Annotated in this window: 14 protein-coding genes, 2 tRNA genes and 1 pseudogene; 11 read left to right on the plus strand and 6 right to left on the minus strand. The window is 73.2% G+C overall.

Features of this window, described 5'->3' with window-relative positions:
• Nucleotides 1–12: 12 nt before the first annotated feature.
• The 9 genes from I3F58_RS22060 to I3F58_RS22100 all read left to right on the plus strand — a co-directional run bounded on the left by I3F58_RS22060 (nucleotide 13) and on the right by I3F58_RS22100 (nucleotide 9,558).
• Entirely contained in the window at nucleotides 13–936 is a 924-nt protein-coding gene (locus I3F58_RS22060; protein WP_240110393.1) for a DMT family transporter, read from the plus strand.
• Nucleotides 937–1,333: 397 nt separating this feature from the next.
• Nucleotides 1,334–1,567 carry a hypothetical protein gene (locus I3F58_RS22065; protein WP_240110394.1) on the plus strand — a complete coding sequence of 78 codons (234 nt, stop codon included), beginning with the start codon at nucleotides 1,334–1,336 and terminating at the stop codon, nucleotides 1,565–1,567.
• On the plus strand, nucleotides 1,564–2,820 hold the full coding sequence (locus tag I3F58_RS22070) for a globin domain-containing protein (RefSeq protein ID WP_240110395.1): 1,257 nt from the start codon (nucleotides 1,564–1,566) through the stop codon (nucleotides 2,818–2,820). Before I3F58_RS22065 ends, I3F58_RS22070 begins: the two co-directional genes overlap by 4 nt.
• A gap of 172 nt (nucleotides 2,821–2,992) precedes the next feature.
• Entirely contained in the window at nucleotides 2,993–3,505 is a 513-nt protein-coding gene (locus I3F58_RS22075) for a hypothetical protein (protein ID WP_240110396.1), read from the plus strand.
• 141 nt (nucleotides 3,506–3,646) lie between these two features.
• Nucleotides 3,647–5,404 carry a cytochrome c oxidase subunit I gene (gene ctaD / locus I3F58_RS22080; RefSeq protein ID WP_240110397.1) on the plus strand — a complete coding sequence of 586 codons (1,758 nt, stop codon included), beginning with the start codon at nucleotides 3,647–3,649 and terminating at the stop codon, nucleotides 5,402–5,404.
• A gap of 13 nt (nucleotides 5,405–5,417) precedes the next feature.
• Nucleotides 5,418–5,855, plus strand: coding sequence for a hypothetical protein (locus I3F58_RS22085; protein ID WP_240110398.1), 438 nt, complete (start codon nucleotides 5,418–5,420; stop codon nucleotides 5,853–5,855).
• 252 nt (nucleotides 5,856–6,107) lie between these two features.
• A complete protein-coding gene (locus I3F58_RS22090) occupies nucleotides 6,108–6,713 on the plus strand; it encodes a dihydrofolate reductase family protein (protein ID WP_240110399.1) in 606 nt (201 codons plus the stop codon).
• A gap of 471 nt (nucleotides 6,714–7,184) precedes the next feature.
• Nucleotides 7,185–7,748: a SigE family RNA polymerase sigma factor gene (locus tag I3F58_RS22095; protein ID WP_240110421.1), complete on the plus strand. Its 564-nt coding sequence runs from the start codon at nucleotides 7,185–7,187 to the stop codon at nucleotides 7,746–7,748.
• Between the two features lie 154 nt (nucleotides 7,749–7,902).
• The gene (locus I3F58_RS22100; protein WP_240110400.1) at nucleotides 7,903–9,558 is read left to right on the plus strand and encodes a long-chain fatty acid--CoA ligase; all 1,656 of its coding nucleotides are present in this window, start codon (nucleotides 7,903–7,905) and stop codon (nucleotides 9,556–9,558) included.
• A 60-nt stretch (nucleotides 9,559–9,618) separates the two neighbouring features.
• On the opposite strand, the gene I3F58_RS22105 is transcribed toward I3F58_RS22100, so the two are convergent.
• Both I3F58_RS22105 and I3F58_RS22110 read right to left on the minus strand, forming a co-directional pair.
• Nucleotides 9,619–13,476 (minus strand): PAS domain-containing protein, encoded by a 3,858-nt coding sequence (locus I3F58_RS22105; protein WP_240110401.1) that lies wholly within the window; start codon nucleotides 13,474–13,476, stop codon nucleotides 9,619–9,621.
• Between the two features lie 162 nt (nucleotides 13,477–13,638).
• On the minus strand, nucleotides 13,639–14,100 hold the full coding sequence (locus tag I3F58_RS22110) for an SSI family serine proteinase inhibitor (RefSeq protein WP_240110402.1): 462 nt from the start codon (nucleotides 14,098–14,100) through the stop codon (nucleotides 13,639–13,641).
• Between the two features lie 225 nt (nucleotides 14,101–14,325).
• Between I3F58_RS22110 and I3F58_RS22115 the strand changes: the two genes are divergently transcribed.
• Both I3F58_RS22115 and I3F58_RS22120 read left to right on the plus strand, forming a co-directional pair.
• A tRNA-Ser gene (locus I3F58_RS22115) sits at nucleotides 14,326–14,420 on the plus strand.
• Between the two features lie 198 nt (nucleotides 14,421–14,618).
• Nucleotides 14,619–14,691 (plus strand) — tRNA-Arg (locus tag I3F58_RS22120).
• 80 nt (nucleotides 14,692–14,771) lie between these two features.
• On the opposite strand, the gene I3F58_RS22125 is transcribed toward I3F58_RS22120, so the two are convergent.
• The 4 genes and pseudogenes from I3F58_RS22125 to I3F58_RS22140 form a co-directional block, all read right to left on the minus strand.
• On the minus strand, nucleotides 14,772–15,920 hold the full coding sequence (locus I3F58_RS22125) for a site-specific integrase (protein WP_240110403.1): 1,149 nt from the start codon (nucleotides 15,918–15,920) through the stop codon (nucleotides 14,772–14,774).
• 134 nt (nucleotides 15,921–16,054) lie between these two features.
• On the minus strand, nucleotides 16,055–16,252 hold the full coding sequence (locus I3F58_RS22130; protein WP_240110404.1) for a helix-turn-helix domain-containing protein: 198 nt from the start codon (nucleotides 16,250–16,252) through the stop codon (nucleotides 16,055–16,057).
• Nucleotides 16,253–16,412: 160 nt separating this feature from the next.
• Nucleotides 16,413–16,634 (minus strand): annotated as a pseudogene (locus I3F58_RS22135) (DNA primase); the annotation flags it as partial.
• Between the two features lie 214 nt (nucleotides 16,635–16,848).
• Nucleotides 16,849–17,715, minus strand: a complete 867-nt coding sequence (locus I3F58_RS22140; protein ID WP_240110405.1) for a GNAT family N-acetyltransferase — start codon at nucleotides 17,713–17,715, stop codon at nucleotides 16,849–16,851.
• Nucleotides 17,716–17,795: the final 80 nt, after the last annotated feature.

The following is a 17,795-nucleotide window of genomic DNA, read 5'->3' on the forward strand; positions in this document are numbered from 1 at the left end:
TACGGTGAAGAGATGCGACAGGTTCCGGGCCGGGACCGGGTGGGCCGGGACCGGGTGGCCCTCTTCTCCTTCGCGGTCGTGTGCGTGCTCGCGGGCGGCAACGCCGTCGGCATCCGCTTCACCAACCGGGAGCTGGATCCGCTGTGGGGCGCGTCCCTGAGGTTCGGCGCGGCGGCGCTGGTGCTGCTGGCCATCATGCGGGGGATGCGGCTGGAGTGGCCGCGCGGCCGGGCGCTGGCCGGGTCGGCGCTGTTCGGGGTGCTGAACTTCGGCGTGACCTTCGCCCTCGCCTACTACGCGCTGGTCCATCTGCACGCGGGCCTCGCGCAGACCCTGCTGGCGCTGGTGCCGCTGGCGGCGCTGCTGCTGTCGGTGGCCCAGCACCAGGAGCGGCTGCGGCTGTGGGCCCTGCTCGGCACGGTGTGCGCGGTGGCGGGCGTGGCCGTGGTGTCGCGTGCGCCGCTCCAGGCGGATGTGCCGTGGCAGGCGCTGCTGGCGATGCTGGGCTCGGTGCTGTCGCTCGCGCAGTCGGCGGTGCTGGTGCGGAGGCTGCCGAAGGTGCACCCGGTGGTGATGAACGCGGTCGGGATGGCGGCGGCGGCCGTGCTGCTGTTCGCGGGCTCGCTGGTGGCGGGCGACGACTGGAGGCTGCCCGAGCGGGCGGCGACCTGGTGGGCGCTGGGGTATCTGGTGGTGGCGGGTTCGGTGCTGACGTTCGTCTTCTACCTGACGCTGATCCAGCGGTGGAGCGCGTCCCGGGCGGCGTACGTGTTCGTGGTCATCCCGGTGGTGACGATCGTCGCGTCCGCGTGGCTGGACGACGAGCCGCTGACGGTCTCGCTGCTGCTGGGGGCGCCGCTGATCCTGCTCGGGGTGTGGCTGGGGGCGCTGCGGGAGGCGGAGGAGCAGGGGGAACGGGCGGAGACCGGAGGGTAGCGGGCGCCGGCCCGGCACGGTCGGCTCCGCCGCGGCCATGGCGCCGTCGCCACTGCCGGTCGTCACCGACGCGTCCCCACCGCGGCGGCGCACCCCCGGGGACGGACCGTCGTCCCCGGGAGTGCGCCCACGCGAGGCCGCGCGTGGTGCGTGCCGGGTGCGCGCCGCCCTGCTGCCTGTCCGGACGGGGAGAGGGCATCCGCCGGGGCGGGCGCACCAGGCCGCAGCACCCAGGAAACCACCGCCCACGACACCGCTCCGAGGGCCGAACGGCCCCTGGGACCAGGGCCGTTCGGGCAAGACGCCGGGGTGCGATACTCCGGCCGTCGAGCCGCGGGCACCGCACCGGAACACCGCGCGCACGCACTGAACGCACCGCACGAACTGGAGCCGCACGATGCGCCGCCTCGCCCTGTACTCCGCCACCGTCTGCGCCCTGTCCGCGGCCGCCGCCACGGTGTCCTACCTCCACGGCAGAGGGGTCGTCGGCACCGTCTGGGTACTGCTCGCGGGCGTGTCGTCGAACATGGCCTGGTACTACTTCCGTCGGGCCCGACCCCGTCCCGCGACCGTGCCCCCCTGTGGATCCGCCGGAGAAGCCTGCGGCACCTGCGTGAGGAGCTGCGCGTGACCACCGCCGACTACCACGCCCTGCTCGCCCGTCAGGAGGCCATGCGCCTGCGGCAGAGCCTCCTCTCGACGGGGCCCGCCGCTCCCGGCGCCCGCCCCCCGCGCCGGAACGGTCCGGCGGCGGTGGCCGACCCGTACGCGGACCAGGGCCACGACAGCGCCCGCGACCAGTGGGTCATCACCGAGCACCTGCCGCTCGTCACACCCTTCGACCAGCTCATCGCGCATCTCTACGACGCGATGTTCGAGCGCCACCCCTACCTGAGGTCACTGTTCCCGGACTCCATGGACTTCCAGCGGGCCCATCTGGAAAGGGCGTTCCGCTACCTCGTCGAGAACCTGCACCGCCCGGAGGCCCTCGCCGTCCACTGCGCCGCCCTCGGCCGCGACCACCGGCGGCTCGGCGTCCGCCCGGCCCATCTGGCCGTGTTCGAGGAGGCCCTCGCGGAGGCCCTGCGCCGCAGCGCGGGCGCGTCCTGGACACCCGAGCTGGAGGGCGCCTGGCTGCGGATGCTCCGCTGCGGGGTCGCCGCGATGGTGGCAGGGGCGGAGACGGCCACCTACGAACCGACCTACTGGAACGGGCAGGTGACGGAACACCGGCTCGCCCACGCGGCCACCGGCGCCGCCGTCGCCGTCCTGCGGGTGCGCCCCTCGGAGCCGTACCCCTACCGCGCCGGCCAGTACGCGAGCCTGGAGTCTCCGCTGCTGCCGCAGACCTGGCGCCCGTACGTGATCGCGGGCGCGCCCCGCGCGGACGGCGAGCTGGAGTTCCACGTACGGGCGGCGGCCCCCGGCGGGGTGAGCGAGGCGCTGGCCGTGCACACCCGGCCCGGCGACACCCTGCGCCTGGGCCCCGCGCGCGGCACCATGACGCTGGACGAGGCGGACCTGGCCGTCCGGGACGTGCTGATCGTGGCGGCGGGCACCGGCTGGGCCACCGCCAAGGCCCTGCTGGAGGACCTGGCCGGACGCCGCGCCCCGGGCCGCACCGCCCACCTGGCCCTCACCGCCCGGACCCGGGCGGACCTGTACGACGAGGAGGCGCTCGGGCGGCTGGAGGCCCGGTGTCCGTGGCTGCGCGTGAGCCTGGCGCCGCCCGGCCGACCGCCCGTCCACGAGGACTGGGCGACGAGCACCGCGTACGTCAGCGGCCCCCCGGACATGGTCGAGGACACCGTCCGGACGCTGACCGTCCTGGGCCTGCCCGCCCACCGCGTCCACCACAACCCCCAGCCCCCGGGGTCCCGCTGACCGCGCCCCGTCCCGCACGCCACCCCGGGCGGGCTGTTCGGCACGCCCGGGGCCGGACGGCCTCTTCCGCAGAACGCACAGGCTGTGTTCACTGCACTACGGACGTTGCCGTCCGACGGACATTGCCGTTCCAGACCCGGGAGGCCCCCATGGCGGGAAAGCGAGCCGAGCGGTGATCGCGGCGGTGGGTCACACCGACCTGACGCCCAGCACCCTCACACTGGTCGAGACAGAGCTGCGGGCCCGCCTGGAGCGCCTCGCGGAGGAGGCCACCGGCCTCGTCCGGGTCGGCTCCGGGCTGCCGCTGGCGTTCGGGCGCGCCGTGCGGGAGGCGGGGCGGCGGCTCGTCGTGCTGCTGCCCGCGCAGGGCTCCGTACCGGCCGTGCTGCCGCGCCGCGACCGGGTCGCGGCCGGTGAACTGCTGCTGCTTGCCGAGCGCATGAGGTTGCTGCCGTACGACCCCGAGGGGCGCGACGCCTGCGTCTCCGCCGACGAGCGGATGATCCGCACCAGCCGTCGTCTGCTGGCCGTCTGGGACGGCTCCCCGTCCAACGGGCGGGACGCGACCGCCCACCTGGTGGCCTATGCCCGGGCACGGGGCATCCCCGTGGACGTGGTGTGGCCGAGAGGCGCGGCGCGCACCGGCGCGGGTGCCCGCCCGAACAGCGTGCCGGCACCCCGATGACCCGCCGACCGTCCCGGTCACCGGAGCGCGAGCGAGGCCCACCAGGGCCCTCCCCAGGGACCGTTCGGCCCTGTCCGGCCCCCCACCCCCGCCACGGATCATGTGGCGGCACACCAGCGATGTGGGGAGGTCACCGGTCCGGTGGACACGGCAGAAGAGACAGGGACGAGCCAGGCGGTCACCGCCGGAGCCGAAACGGCCGAGGCCGGAGCGGCCGGTGCCGGACCCGGCGGTGGCCGCTCCACCTGGGTGGACTGGCTGACCACGACCGACCACAAGAAGATCGGCACGATGTATCTGGTGTCGTCCCTGGTCTTCTTCGTCATCGGAGGCGTGCTCGCCCTGGTGATGCGGGCCGAACTGGCTCGCCCCGGCACCCAGATCGTCTCCAACGAGCAGTTCAACCAGGCGTTCACCATGCATGGTTCGATCATGCTGCTGCTGTTCGCCATGCCGTTGTTCACCGGCTTCGCGAACTGGATCATGCCGTTGCAGATCGGCGCGCCCGACGTGGCGTTCCCCCGGCTGAACATGATCGCCTTCTGGCTGTTCCTCTTCGGCTCGCTGATCGCGGCGAGCGGCTTCCTGACGCCGGGCGGCGCGGCCTCCTTCGGCTGGTTCCTGTACGTCCCGCTGTCGGACGCGGTGCACTCGCCGGGGCTCGGCGCGGACCTGTGGATCATGGGGGTCGCCCTCAGCGGCTTCGGCTCGATCTTCGGCGCGGTCAACTTCATCACCACGATCATCTGCATGCGGGCGCCCGGCATGACGATGTTCCGGATGCCGATCTTCACCTGGAACGTGCTGCTCACCGGCGTACTGATCCTGATGGTCTTCCCGGTGCTGGCGGCGGCCCTGTTCGGCCTCGAAATGGACCGCAAGTTCGGCTCGCACGTCTTCGACCCGGCGAACGGCGGCGCGTTGCTGTGGCAGCACCTGTTCTGGTTCTTCGGCCACCCCGAGGTGTACGTCCTGGCGCTGCCGTTCTTCGGGATCGTCTCGGAGATCGTGCCGGTCTTCTCCCGTAAGCCGATGTTCGGCTACATAGGCCTGATAGCCGCGACGATCGCGATCGCCGGCCTGTCGGTGACGGTGTGGGCGCACCACATGTACGTCACGGGCGGTGTCCTGCTCCCGTTCTTCTCCTTCATGACGTTCCTGATCGCCGTGCCGACCGGGGTCAAGTTCTTCAACTGGATCGGCACGATGTGGAAGGGCTCGCTCTCCTTCGAGACGCCGATGCTGTGGGTGACGGGCTTCCTGCTGACCTTCACCTTCGGCGGTCTGACGGGTGTGCTCCTGGCGTCCCCGCCGCTGGACTTCCACGTCTCCGACTCGTACTTCGTGGTCGCCCACTTCCACTACACGCTCTTCGGCACGGTGGTGTACGCGATGTTCGCGGGCTTCCACTTCTGGTGGCCGAAGTTCACGGGCAGGATGCTGGACGAACGCCTCGGCAAGATCACCTTCTGGACCCTGACGGTCGGCTTCCACATGACGTTCCTGGTCCAGCACTGGCTGGGCGCGGAGGGCATGCCGCGCCGGTACGCCGACTACCTGGCGGCGGACGGCTTCACCACCCTCAACACCGTCTCCTCCATCGGCTCCTTCCTCCTGGGCCTGTCCTTCCTCCCCTTCTTCTACAACGTCTGGAAGACGAGCCGGTACGGCGCGAAGGTCGAGGTGGACGACCCCTGGGGCTACGGCCGCTCGCTGGAGTGGGCCACCTCCTGCCCGCCTCCGCGGCACAACTTCACGACTCTGCCGAAGATCCGCTCCGAGTCCCCGGCGTTCGACCTGCACCACCCGGAGATCGCGGTGCTGGACAGGGCACAGAACGGCGGGCTGCCGGACGGGCCGCCGGACAAGGCCCTGACCGATGCCGCCCAGCCCCGCTGACGGGAGCCGCGCCATGTCCCTCACGGTCCCGGCCCTGGGTATCGCGGTCGTGTTCGCCTCCGGCTGCGTCTGGTACGTGCCCGCGCTGGCCGACGTCCGGGCGGGTGCCGACCGCCCCCTCTCCCGCCGGCTGGCGGCCACCGCCTGCCTGGTGGGCTGGTCCACGGCCCCGCTGGCCGCCCTGCTGCTCCTGACAGGCCCGGACTGGCGCGCGGCGGCTGCGGCCACGGCCCTGGGCGCCGCGGCGGCCACGACGCTACGGCTCCGGGCCGCGTCCCACCGCCGCCGGGAGTCCGCCGAGCAGGCCCTCCACTGGGCGGCCCTGCTGCGCACCCCGCCACCCCCGCCACCCCGCGACCGGGCTCGCCTGGCGGCTCGCCGGACGGCCGCGACCCTGACGCTGACCGCGGCGTCGGTGGCCCTGCTGACCACGACGGCGATGGTCCGCTGAGGGGTGCGGGAACGCGGCGGGCCCGAGGCGGCCGGGCTTGCCGGTACGGGCCACGTGGGGCGTCCCTCGCCGGTACGTTGTGTGCCAGGTGCGGACGGAGCCGCCGGACGCGGCCCCGGGGTGCCCGGGGCGCACCGCGTCTGTGACCCACGTCACGGATCGTGTTCTCGCGGATGCCGATGAGTTCGCCGGGCGGCCGGGGTCTGCCCTGGTACAAGAAGTCGTGAAGCGGCCGAGGAAGAGGCAACCCCCATGCACATCGTGATCAGCGAGTTCATCAGCCTGGACGGCGTCGTGCAGGCGCCGGGCGGCCCGGACGAGGACACCGACGGCGGCTTCGCGCACGGTGGCTGGACGCACCCGTTCTTCGACCCGGAGGTGGTCGGCGGCGCCTTCGACGAGGCCCTGGGCAAGGCGGAGGCGCTGCTGTTCGGACGGCGGACCTGGCGGACGATGGCTTCGGCGTGGCCCGGGCGCGCGGGGGACCCGTTCGCGGACCGGATGAACGCGATCCGCAAGTACGTGGTGAGCGGCACGCTGGGGGACGGCGACCTGACCGCCTGGGACAACACCACCCTCATCCCCGCCGCCGACGCCACCCCCCGCATCCGCGACCTGCGCGAGGCTCCGGGCGGCGACCTGCTCGTCATGGGCAGCCCCACCCTCGCCCGCACACTCCTGAGCGAGGACCTGGTGGACGAACTGCACCTGACGGTCATGCCGGTCCTGCTGGGCGGCGGAAAGACGATCTTCCCGGCGGACGGCGCGCTGCGCACGCTGGAACTGGTGTCGACGGTGACCAGCGGCACGGGGGCGCAGGTCTGCACGTACCGCCGGGCGCACAAGACCGAGGGATAGGCCCCGGCCCGGCGGGTCACGCCCGGGTCGCGGCAGGCACCCGCCCGGCCCGGACGCCCCGGCATGAGCCGCCGGATTCTCCCCAGGGCCGAACCGCGGCCGCGCCCGCGCGCGCCCTCCCGTCCGTGAGGGCCGGCCGTCGGTGCTGCGGAGAACGCCGCCACGTACACCGGCACCTGGGGCCTGACCGCACCGGCCGGGCGGCCGGCCGCCGGTGCCGCCCCGTCCAGGTCCGGGGCCCGGGCGCCGTCGGCCGGCGTGACGTCCGTCCGGACGGAGCGCGCGAGGGCGCGCCGGCCGTGTGAAGAGGACTGAAGGGGTCGGGGGCCGCCCCTGAGACCGGGGGCACGGCCGTCCACCTTCAGGAGGTGGGCGGGGTGCCGCCCGTCCGACCTGAGGGGGACGCCGGTTCGGGACCTGGGGGCGATCCCCCGGCGCCGCCCCGCTCCTAGCGTTGATGCCATGACCGCGATTTCTGGGCCCGTCTGTGCCGGTGCCTCCACACCCGCCGCCACCGGCACCACCGGATACCCCTCGTTCGCCTCGTACGTGCGGACCCGGGGCCCCGTCCTGCTGCGCACCGCCCGGTCGCTGACCGCGAACCCCTGCGACGCGGAGGACCTGCTCCAGACCGCGCTGACCAAGACGTTCGTCGCCTGGGAGCGCATCGAGGACCACCGCGCGCTGGACGGCTACGTGCGCCGCGCCCTGGTCAACACCCGCACCTCCCAGTGGCGCAAGCGCAAGGTCGACGAGTTCGCGTGCGACGAGCTGCCCGAACCCGCAGTCCACACCGGCGACCCGGGCCAGCCCGACCCGGCCGAGCGCCAGGCGCTGCGCGACGCCATGTGGCGCGCGGTCATGCGGCTGCCCGACCGGCAGCGGGCCATGGTCGTCCTGCGGTACTACGAGGACCTCAGCGAGGCCCAGACCGCCGCCGTCCTCGGGGTCTCCGTCGGTACGGTCAAGAGCGCCGTCTCCCGTGCCCTCGGCAAACTCCGCGAGGACCCGGAGCTGACCCCGTCCCGGGTCTGATCCCGGGCCGACCGCACGGCTTACCCGCGGTACACCACCAGCCCGCTCAACAGACCTACTCCCGGGTAGTGACATACCGCTCGGTATGGGCGCAGAATCGGCACACCCCTACTGCCCTACTGACGCGTAGCCACGCGCCCACCGGGAGGACGCCGTGCTGAGCACCATGCAGGACGTACCGCTGACCGTGACCCGCATCCTGCACCACGGGATGACGATCCACGGCACGTCGCAGATCACCACATGGACCGGCGACCCGGAGCACCCGCACCGGCGCAGCTTCGCGGAGGCAGGCACCCGTGCGACCCGCCTCGCCAACGCCCTGCGCGACGAACTCGGCGTCACCGGTGGCGACCCCGTCGCGACCCTCATGTGGAACAACGCGGAGCACGTGGAGGCGTACTTCGCCATCCCCTCCATGGGTGCCGTCCTCCACACCCTCAACCTGCGGCTCCCCGCCGAGCAGCTCGTCTGGATCGTCAACCACGCCGCCGACCGCGTCGTCATCGTCAACGGCTCCCTCCTCCCCCTCCTCGCCCCGCTCCTTCCGCACCTCCCGACCGTCGAGCACGTCGTCGTGTCCGGCCCCGGCGACCGCGCGCTCCTCGACGGGGCCGCCCCACGGGTCCACGACTACGAGGAGCTCATAGCGGGCCGCCCCACCCGCTTCGACTGGCCCGAGCTGGACGAGCGTCAGGCCGCCGCCATGTGCTACACCTCCGGCACCACCGGCGACCCCAAGGGCGTCGTCTACTCGCACCGCTCCGTCTACCTGCACTCCATGCAGGTCAACATGGCCGAGTCCATGGGCCTCACCGACAAGGACACCTCCCTCGTCGTCGTCCCCCAGTTCCACGTCAACGCCTGGGGCCTTCCGCACGCCACCTTCATGTCCGGCATCAACATGCTCATGCCGGACCGCTTCCTCCAGCCCGCCCCGCTCGCCGACATGATCGAGCGGGAGCGCCCCACCCACGCCGCCGCCGTCCCCACCATCTGGCAGGGCCTCCTGGCCGAGGTCACCGCCCGTCCCCGCGACCTCACCTCCATGGCCAGCGTCACCATCGGCGGCGCCGCCTGCCCGCCCGCGCTGATGGAGGCTTACGAGAAGCTCGGCGTCACCCTCCGCCAGGCCTGGGGCATGACCGAGACGTCCCCGCTCGGCAGCATGGCGTTCCCGCCCGCCGGGCTGACCGCCGAGGAGGAGTGGCCGTACCGCGTCACCCAGGGCCGCTTCCCGGCGGGCGTCGAGGCACGGCTGGTCGGCCCCGGCGGCGATGTCCTGCCCTGGGACGGCGAGTCGGCGGGCGAACTGGAGGTGCGCGGGCCCTGGATAGCGGGGGCGTACTACGGCGGCGCGAACGGCGCCGAGCCGCTGCGCCCGGACGACAAGTTCAGCGCGGACGGCTGGCTGAAGACCGGCGACGTCGGAGTGATCACCGCGAACGGCTATCTGACCCTCACCGACCGCGCCAAGGACGTCATCAAGTCCGGCGGCGAATGGATCTCTTCGGTCCTGTTGGAGAACGTGCTCATGGGGCACCCGGACGTGGCCGAGGCGGCCGTCGTCGCCGTCCCCGACGCGAAGTGGGGCGAGCGCCCCCTCGCCACGGTCGTCCTCAAGGACGGCGCGACCACCGGGTTCGCCGCGCTCCGCGACTTCCTCAGCGCGGCCGGCATCGCCAAGTGGCAGCTCCCGGAGCACTGGGCCCACGTCCCGGCGGTTCCGAAGACCAGCGTCGGCAAGTTCGACAAGAAGGTCATCCGCAGGCAGTACGCGGACGGAGAGCTGGAGGTCTCCCGGCTCTGACCGGGCACGCGGAGGAGAGACGGGCGTCCACCGGCGACAGGAACACCCGTCCCTCCTCCGTCAGTTCGTGCCGATCTTCGCCAGCAGGTCCACGATCCGCGACTGGACCTCTGTGCTCGTCGAGCGCTCCGCGAGGAAGAGCACCGTCTCCCCCGAGGCCAGCTTCGGCAGCTCAGCCTCGTCCAGCCCGGACGAGGTGTAGACGACCAGCGGTGTCCGGTTCAGCAGCCCGTTGGCGCGCAGCCAGTCGATGATGCCCGCGCGGCGGCGCCGTACCTGCATCAGGTCCATCACCACGAGGTTCGGCCGCAGCCCGGTGGCGAGCCCGACCGCGTCGGTGTCCGCCGTCGCCCGCTCGACCTGCATCCCGCGCCGCTCCAGCGCGGCCGTCAGCGCGTGCGCGATCTCGTCCTGCTCCTCGATCAGCAGAACCCGCGACGGATGCTGCTCGCTGTCGCGCGGCGCCAGCGCCTTCAGCAGCACCGCCGGGTCGGCGCCGTACGCGGCCTCCCGCGACGCCTGCCCCAGCCCGGCCGCCAGCAGCACCGGCACCTCGGCCGCGACCGCCGCCTGGCGCAGCGACTGGAGTGCCGTCCGGGTGATCGGCCCGGTCAGGGGGTCGACGAACAGCGCCGCCGGGAACGCGGCGATCTGCGCGTCCACCTCTTCGCGCGAGTGCACGATGACCGGCCGGTAGCCGCGCTCGCTCAGCGCCTGCTGGGTGGCACCGTCCGGGGCGGGCCAGACCAGGAGACGGCGCGGGTTGTCCAGCGGTTCCGGCGGCAGCTCGTCGTCGACGGGCTGCGGCTGCGGCTCGTTGGCGACCTCCACGGCGCCGCCCGGGCCGTCCAGCGGCTCGGGACCCTCGTCGGCGCCCTCGTCCGGCGCGCCTATCTCGTACGCCCGCCCGCGACCCTCGCTGGGCGGTGTGCCGAGCACCGGCTGCGGCGGCTGCGGGGACGGCACGGGACCGTTGGCCGCTCCGGGCTGGCGGTCGCCCTCCGGGGGCGTGGCCAGCCTGCGCCGCCGCCCGGAACCCGAGCCGGACACGGGCGTACCGGTGGGCGTGGCTCCGGGGGCGGGGGGCTGCGCGGCCTGCTGCGGCTGCTGCTGGGCGAAGGGGACGCCCTGGCCGAGCGTACGGACGCTGAAGGCGCGCCCCTGGGTGGAGTCGGCCCCCTCGGCGGGCCGCGCCGCGGTGCCGGGGAGGGGATGCGGCTGCGGCGGCGTGTGGTCGGCCCCCGGGGCCGTACGTACGGAATCGTGCCGTCCCTCGGCACCGCCCGGCCCGCCCGGCGGCACCGGCTGCCCGGCCGGTACGGGCCCGGGCCCCGCGGCCTGCGGGGAAGGCGCGCCCTGCGCGTCCGCCCGGTCGGCGGCGGCAGGCGGCAGCGCGAAGGGCGACCGTCCTCCGGCCTCCGCGGTCTGCGCCCGCTCCTGACCGGCGGCGAGTGCCCGCCTAGCCCGCCGCCCGGCAGACGCGGTCTCACCGGCCGGTACGGCTCCGGCGGGCAGGCCACCGGCCGGTACGGCTCCGGCGGGCAGGCCACCGGGCGGTACGGCTGCGGCGGAAGCCGTGGCTTCGGGCGCCGCGCCCTGAGGCGCCACCGTCCCGCCGGGCAGAGCTCCGGGAGGCAGAGCTCCGGGAGGCACGGGTGCGGCAGGCAGGCCCCCGGGCGGCACCCCTTCGGGCGCCCCGGCCCCAGAAGGCGCACCCCCGGCCGGTCCCGCTGCGGGCACGCCGCCCGCGTCCTGAGCCTGAGACGGCGCGGGCGGCAGCGCCGCCACCGGTCCCTGAGGAGAAGCCGTCCGCCGTGCCCGCCGCCCCGTCCCCTGCGGCGGCACCGGCACGGCCTCCCCCTGCGGGGCCACACCCTGCGGCGGCACCGTGCCGCCGAGCCCTGCCGGACGCGCCTGAGCGCTGCTCTCCCCGGCCATCACGACGGAGCCCTCGGCGGGCGTCGCCGCCCGGCCCGCGGGCGCTTCCGGAGCGGCCTCCGCCGGGCTCGGCCGTCCCCGCCGCCGCCCGGTCGGCTCGGGCACGGCGACCTCGGCCGCGGAAGCCCGCGCGGGCACCCGCTGCTCCCCTGTTCCGTCCGTACCGTCATCCGCGGCACGCCGCGCCCGCCGCCGCCCGGTAGGCCCACCGGCCACGGGGTCCTCGGCCCGAACCGGACTGTCCAGGAAGGCGTCCGTGGAGGCCCGCCGCGCCCGGCGCCGCCCGCCCCCACCCGTGTCCGCGGCCTGCTGCGCCGGCAGCGCGGGCGCACCGGAAACCGCGGGAGCCACGGCGCCCGCGGCCTCTTCCGCCCGGGCGGGCGCGGCCGTCCCCGCCGCCTCCCCCACCGGCACCTCGACCACATACGCACTGCCGCCCGCCCCGCCGCCGGGCACGTCGTGCGTCTGGAGCACGCCGCCGTGAGCCTGCACGATGCCGCGCACGATGGGCTGGTGCACCGGGTCGCCGCCGGTGTGCGGCCCGCGCACCTCGATCCGTACGACGTCGCCGCGCTGAGCCGCCGCGACCACGATGGTGGAGTCCGCATACCCGCCGCCGGCCGCGACCCGCGAGGTCCCCGTCGAGTCGACCCCGGCGACGTCCGCGACCAGGTGCGCGAGCGCCGTGGCGAGCCGGTCTCCGTCCACCTCGGCCTCGATGGGCGGGGCGTGCACGGCGAACTGCACCCGCCCGGGCCCGATGAGCTCGACGGCCCCCTCGACCGCCCGGGACACGACACCGTCCAGCCCCACCGGCGCCTTGTCCAGATCGGCCTCGCCCATGTCGAGCCGCTGGAAGCACAGGACGTTGTCGACGAGCGTGGTCATCCGCGCGTACCCGGCGGCCAGGTGGTGCAGGATCTGGTTGGCCTCGGGCCACAACTGCCCGGCCGGGTCGGCGGCGAGGACGCCCAGCTCGCGCCGCAGCTCCTCCAGGGGCCCGCGCAGGGACTCCCCGAGCACGGCGGTGAGCTGCGCGTGCCGGGCCCCGAGAGCGTCGTACCGCCGTTCGGCTGCGGCGAGCCGCTCCTCGTACGCCCGCACCTCCCCGCCGTGCTTCTCCTCGGCCTCCGCCAGCTCGGCGGCGTGCTGCTCGCTGAGCTGCTCGTACGGGCGGCGGTCGTTGAAGGTCAGGACGGCGCCGACGAGCTGGTCCCCGTCGCGCACGGGCGCGGTGGTGAGGTCGACGGGCACCGGGGACCCGTCCTTGGCCCACACGACCTGCCCGCGGACGCGGTGCTTCCGCCCGGACCGCAGCGTGTCGGCCAGCGGCGACTCGTCGTAAGGGAACGGCTCCCCGTCGCCCCGCGAGTGCAGCATGAGCTGGTGCAGCTCCTTGCCGCCCAGGTCGCTTGCGCGCCACCCGAGGATCTGTGCGGCGGCGGGGTTGACGAGGACGATCCGCCCGTCGGTGTCGGTCCCGACGACGCCCTCGGAGGCGGCCCGCAGGATCATCTCGGTCTGCCGCTGGGAGCGGGCCAGCTCGGCCTCGGTGTCGAGGGTGCCGGAGAGGTCGCGGACGACGATCATGAGCAGCTCGTCGCCGCTGTAGCCCACGCCGCCGGTGCTGTACGAGTCGTACGCCTCGTGCCCGTCCTCAAGACTGGCGCTGGTCGCCTCGACCGGGAACTCGCTGCCGTCGGTGCGCCGGGCGACCATGCGGGTGGGTTTGGTCCGCCCGCGCGGATCGGCGGAGTCGGGGCGGCGCATGGAGCCGGGGATGAGCCGGGAGTCGAAGGAGGGCAGCAGATCGAGCAGCCCGCGCCCGACCAGCGCCGTCCCGGGCGTCTCGAACATCTCCAGGGCGATGGTGTTGGCGTTGACGACCGTGCCGTTGGTGTTGACGAGGACGAGCCCGTCGGGCAAGGCGTCGAGTATGGCTGCGAGGCGAGCAGCGCCTCGGGATGGCCTGCTGCTCACGACGACGCTTCCTCCCACTGACCTACTGCCGCGCTTACGGGAGGGAGTCTAAGGGCTGAGGGTACGGGCGTGACGGCGGATGAGGAGGAGTGACGGGCGGCCCGGTGTGCCCACGGCGCACGCCCGTGCACGTCGGACGCTCCCGGCCGCCCTGTCCCGGCCCTATCCCCGGACCATCGGGAGCACCGGCCGGAGCTCCTCCCAGCGCCCGATCTCGCAGCCGTCTGCACGGCTGAACCGGGCGTCGACGGGCCGCCCGTGCCAGGTGCCCTCGACGTGCGCGGTGGCGGGTCCGCCGTGCTGCTGGGTGCACATCCGGCCCTGCGGGACGGGCGCGAACGGGTCCCGCCCGCCTTCGGACAGCGCCTCCAGCCGCTCGCAGGCCTTCTGGGCGCGCGGGTGGGTGCCGGAGGCGCGCTCGGGCCGGCACTCCAGCCGGAAGGTCCCGTCGGCGGCGGGGTTGCCGGAGCGCTCGACGGTGACGGTGAGTGTGTCGGGGGAGCCGAGAAGCGGCAGCGGAACGGGCAGCGGCCCGAGAACCTCCCCGGAGGCGGGCGCGGCGGCGCCGAGCGCTGAGAGGGAGGCGAGCGAGGCGGCGGAGGCCAGGGCGAGGCGGCGCAGCATACGAACTCCAGCAGGGTCGGTTTCACAGGCCGGGCGACCGGGGCGGCCCCGCGGCCGTCGCCCCCCGGCCCCCTTCACCCCACTAACGCAGCACCGCCCGCCACGTTGCGCAACCGAAAGCCTTTGCCCTGCGCCCCCCGTGCCTAGTACCGTGGACGGCGATTGGTGACCGGCCCCCAGGCTGTGTCATCATCTGCACGCACCACTCGCTTACGCGAGTGGGCTGGAGGCGTCGCCTAGTCCGGTCTATGGCGCCGCACTGCTAATGCGGTTTCGGGGTAACCCCCTGATCGAGGGTTCAAATCCCTCCGCCTCCGCCAGAAGAAACCGAAGCCCCGGCCACCAGGCCGGGGCTTCGGCCGTTCCGGCCCGCCCCTCCAGGTGTCCGTTTTCTCCTCATTGGCCACCCTGTGGCTTATGGATTTCGCATGGCGGCGCGGTTCATGTAATGTTGTTCCCGCAACGCCGACCGGGCCGAAAAGCCCGGAAGGAAAGTCGGAGAGTAAGATCACCGACAAGCACTCGTAGCTTAACGGATAGAGCATCTGACTACGGATCAGAAGGTTGCAGGTTCGAATCCTGCCGAGTGCACACAGCTCAGAAGCCCCTCGGGATCATCCCGAGGGGCTTCTGACATCAGCGGGTGACATCAACGCCCGAGAATAAACCGATCAAGCGGCAGGCTGCTCCTCCGGCCCCTCTCCCTCTTCCGGGTCGATGTCGTCGAGCCCGAGCGCGTCGTCCATGCGGTCGTCGGCGGCCCGCAACGTCGTCTGCATGACATGGGTGTAGGTGTCGAGCGTCATCGTGATCGTGCTGTGCCCGAGGGTCTCCATGATGATCCGGGCGTCCACTCCCTGAGCGAGCAGAAGCGACGCGCACGTGTGCCGGAGGTCGTGCACGCGGACGCGCCGCACCTTGGCCTTCGCGCACAGGATCGTGAGCATCCGGTTCAGGCTGCGCGGGTCGGTGGCCCGCCCGGTCGACGTGGTGAAGACGAGCCCGCCCGGCTGGTGATCCAGCGGCTTCCACTTCGCGCCGGCCACCTTCCGCTCCTCGTCCTGCTCGGCCCGGTGAGCGTGGAGCGCGTCCACGCACCGCTTGGGGAGCGAGACCGTACGGATGGACCGGGCGGTCCTGGGCGTGCCGAAGAGGAGTTCCCGCTTGATCCTGTGGAGGTTCCGGCGGACCCGGAGCTGTCCGGCCGCGAGGTCGACGTCCGACCACGTGAGTCCTAGGACTTCGCCGCGCCGGAGCCCGGTGGAGACGAGCAGGAGCCACAGGGCGTAGAGGTGGTGGTCCCGGGCCGCCTTGAGGAGCAGTCGGGCCTCTCCCGTGTCCAGCGGGCGCACCTCTTCATACTGCACGGTGGGGGTCTCCACGATTCTGGCGACGTTACGGGCGATCAGTTCCTCGCGGACGGCCTGCTGAAGGGCGGAGCGGAGTACGGCGTGGACGTACTGCACAGTCCGGGCCGACGGCCGACGCTCGCAGCACTTCCGCACAGCGCAGCAGGTCTGCTCCTCCTTCGGGCGGGCCGCGTCCACCCCGCGCAGGCAGCACAGGCACCCGTCCTTGAACGCGGCGAGGAACAGCCGCACGTCCGTGGGGGAGAGGCGGTTGAGCCGCTTCTTCCCGAGGGCGGGCCGGATGTAGAGGCGGGACAGACCCTCGTAGCTGTTGAGCGTCGCCGGCTTGAGCCTGCTCGGGGCGACCACGGCGAGCCAGTAGGTCAGGTAGTCCCCGAAGGGCATCGCCGACGTGGCGGCGGGGATGCCTTGGCGGGTCTTGTTCCGCATCTCGATGAGCTTGTCGTTCACCTCCTCGCGCGTCTTGCCGTAGGCGAACTTCCGGGTGCGGGTGCCGTCCGGCCGGTAGACGTACGCGGCGGCTTGGTAGCGGCCGTCCGCGCGCTTCGTGATGGTGCCTTCGCCGTTGGCACGCCTCTTCGCCTTCAGGGGTTCTCCCCAAGCCGGTTGGTCATATACGTGCGGAGCGAGTCGAGGGGGATCCGGCGGGCGCGGCCCTCGGTGTAGCTGGGCAGGGCGCCGGAGCGAAGCAGGTCGTAGACCTTGCTGCGGCTGAGCTTGAGTGCCGCCATGACTTCCGGGACGGTCACGGCGACGTGGGTGGTCGGGAGCGCGGTCGTCAAGGCATTGCCTCCTTGGCGGTCGATGGGGCCTCCGCGGCCCCCTTCTGGGAGATCCGCCACGTCCGCCACGCCGCCACATCGCAGGTCAGAGCCTTGATCGTGTGGCGGATAGGTGCCGCCACACCGGCATGGTGTGGCGGCACCGGCGGGGGCGGTCGCGCTATCCGGTGGCAGTGGTGAGCTGTGTGGCGGTTTCCGCTGACGTGTGGCGGATGGGTGTGGCGGGATCCGCCACGGATTCACCCCTGCTGACCTGCGGTGTGGCGGACGTGGCGGATTCCTCGGGGAGCGGAGGGCAGTACCGTGTCCAGGCGTCGGTGAGGTCCTCGGCGTAGTAGCCCTTGGGGAACCCGGAGGGCATGCGGATGCCCCGCGGCTTGATTGTCCATCAGGCGTGATTGGCGGCTGCGCTCAGGCTGCAACGTGGCCGAGACCGTGACGTACTGGGGGGAAGCGTGGCCGGGGCCGGTGGGTGGTTGCTGGAGACACACGTGGCGGGTGCTTGTTCGGCGCACCCGCCGTCGTGGCTGACTTTCTGTGGCTGAGGTCGCCAACGGAACGGGGCAGCCGACCGGAGAAGGTGGCGCGGTCCGGAGCTATGCGGACATGGCGTAGGTGAAGCCGAGGGAGGTGAGTCCTTCGGCCTGGCACAGCCGGTCGGAGGGTCCGCCGGTCTCGGTCTGGAGGAGTTGGTAGGCGGCGCCGTGGGACTGGCCCCAGTGCATGGCTGCCCGCCACAGGACGCGTCCCAGGCCCTGGCCTCGGGCCTCGGGGAGGACAGCGAAGTACTGGGGCATGAGCTGGGGGCGTCCAATGGCGTCGGGCTGGATCTCCATGGGGCCGATCGCGCCCACGATGCGGTCCTCGATTGCGGCGGCGAGAACCGGGCCGCATCGGCCGGCCTGCATCTGGGTGTGGAGGAAGGACAGGCCGTCGCTGGCCATGGCCTCGGCGAACGGGGCGAAGGTCTCCTGCACTGCGGTCGGCCAGGCGGTGATGGGCCGGACCGGGCCATCGGGGGCGGGGCAGGAGCCGACGGTGAAATCCTTCAGCTGGATGCGGGTGCCGCGCGGATGCGTGGTCTCGGGGCCGAGGGAGCGTACGACTCGGGCGCCTGCCGCGTCGTACCCGGCGGCGAGCTTTGCGGCTAGCTCGGCGGCCTCATCCACGACGCCGTCGGGGAGCCCGTAAGCGAAGACCTTGACAGTGCCGCGTCCGCGCCGGGTCAGGGTGGGGATGAGGGTGCGCTCAGGCTGATGCACCACGTCCTCGCGAAGGACTTTCTCGTCCTTCTCGCCGCCCCAGCGCCGGTCCTTGTCGTAGAGCAGGAAGCCACCGGTGTCGGCCGCTCGCAGGACGTCCTCAAAGATCCCGATGGTCAGGGCGTCGGGGTGGACAGGACCGAGAGTCGGCACGATCGGCGCGGTCAGTTGGGGCCGGAGCCAGTCCCAGCGGAAGAACATGAGCGGCACCCTAATGGTGAGCCGGGCAGGGCTCAGGCCCCGACGCGAGCGCGCCAGGGCCTGAACGGAGTTGACCGGAT

Source organism: Streptomyces sp. MUM 203J (genome assembly GCF_022414595.1).
GTDB lineage: Bacteria > Actinomycetota > Actinomycetes > Streptomycetales > Streptomycetaceae > Streptomyces.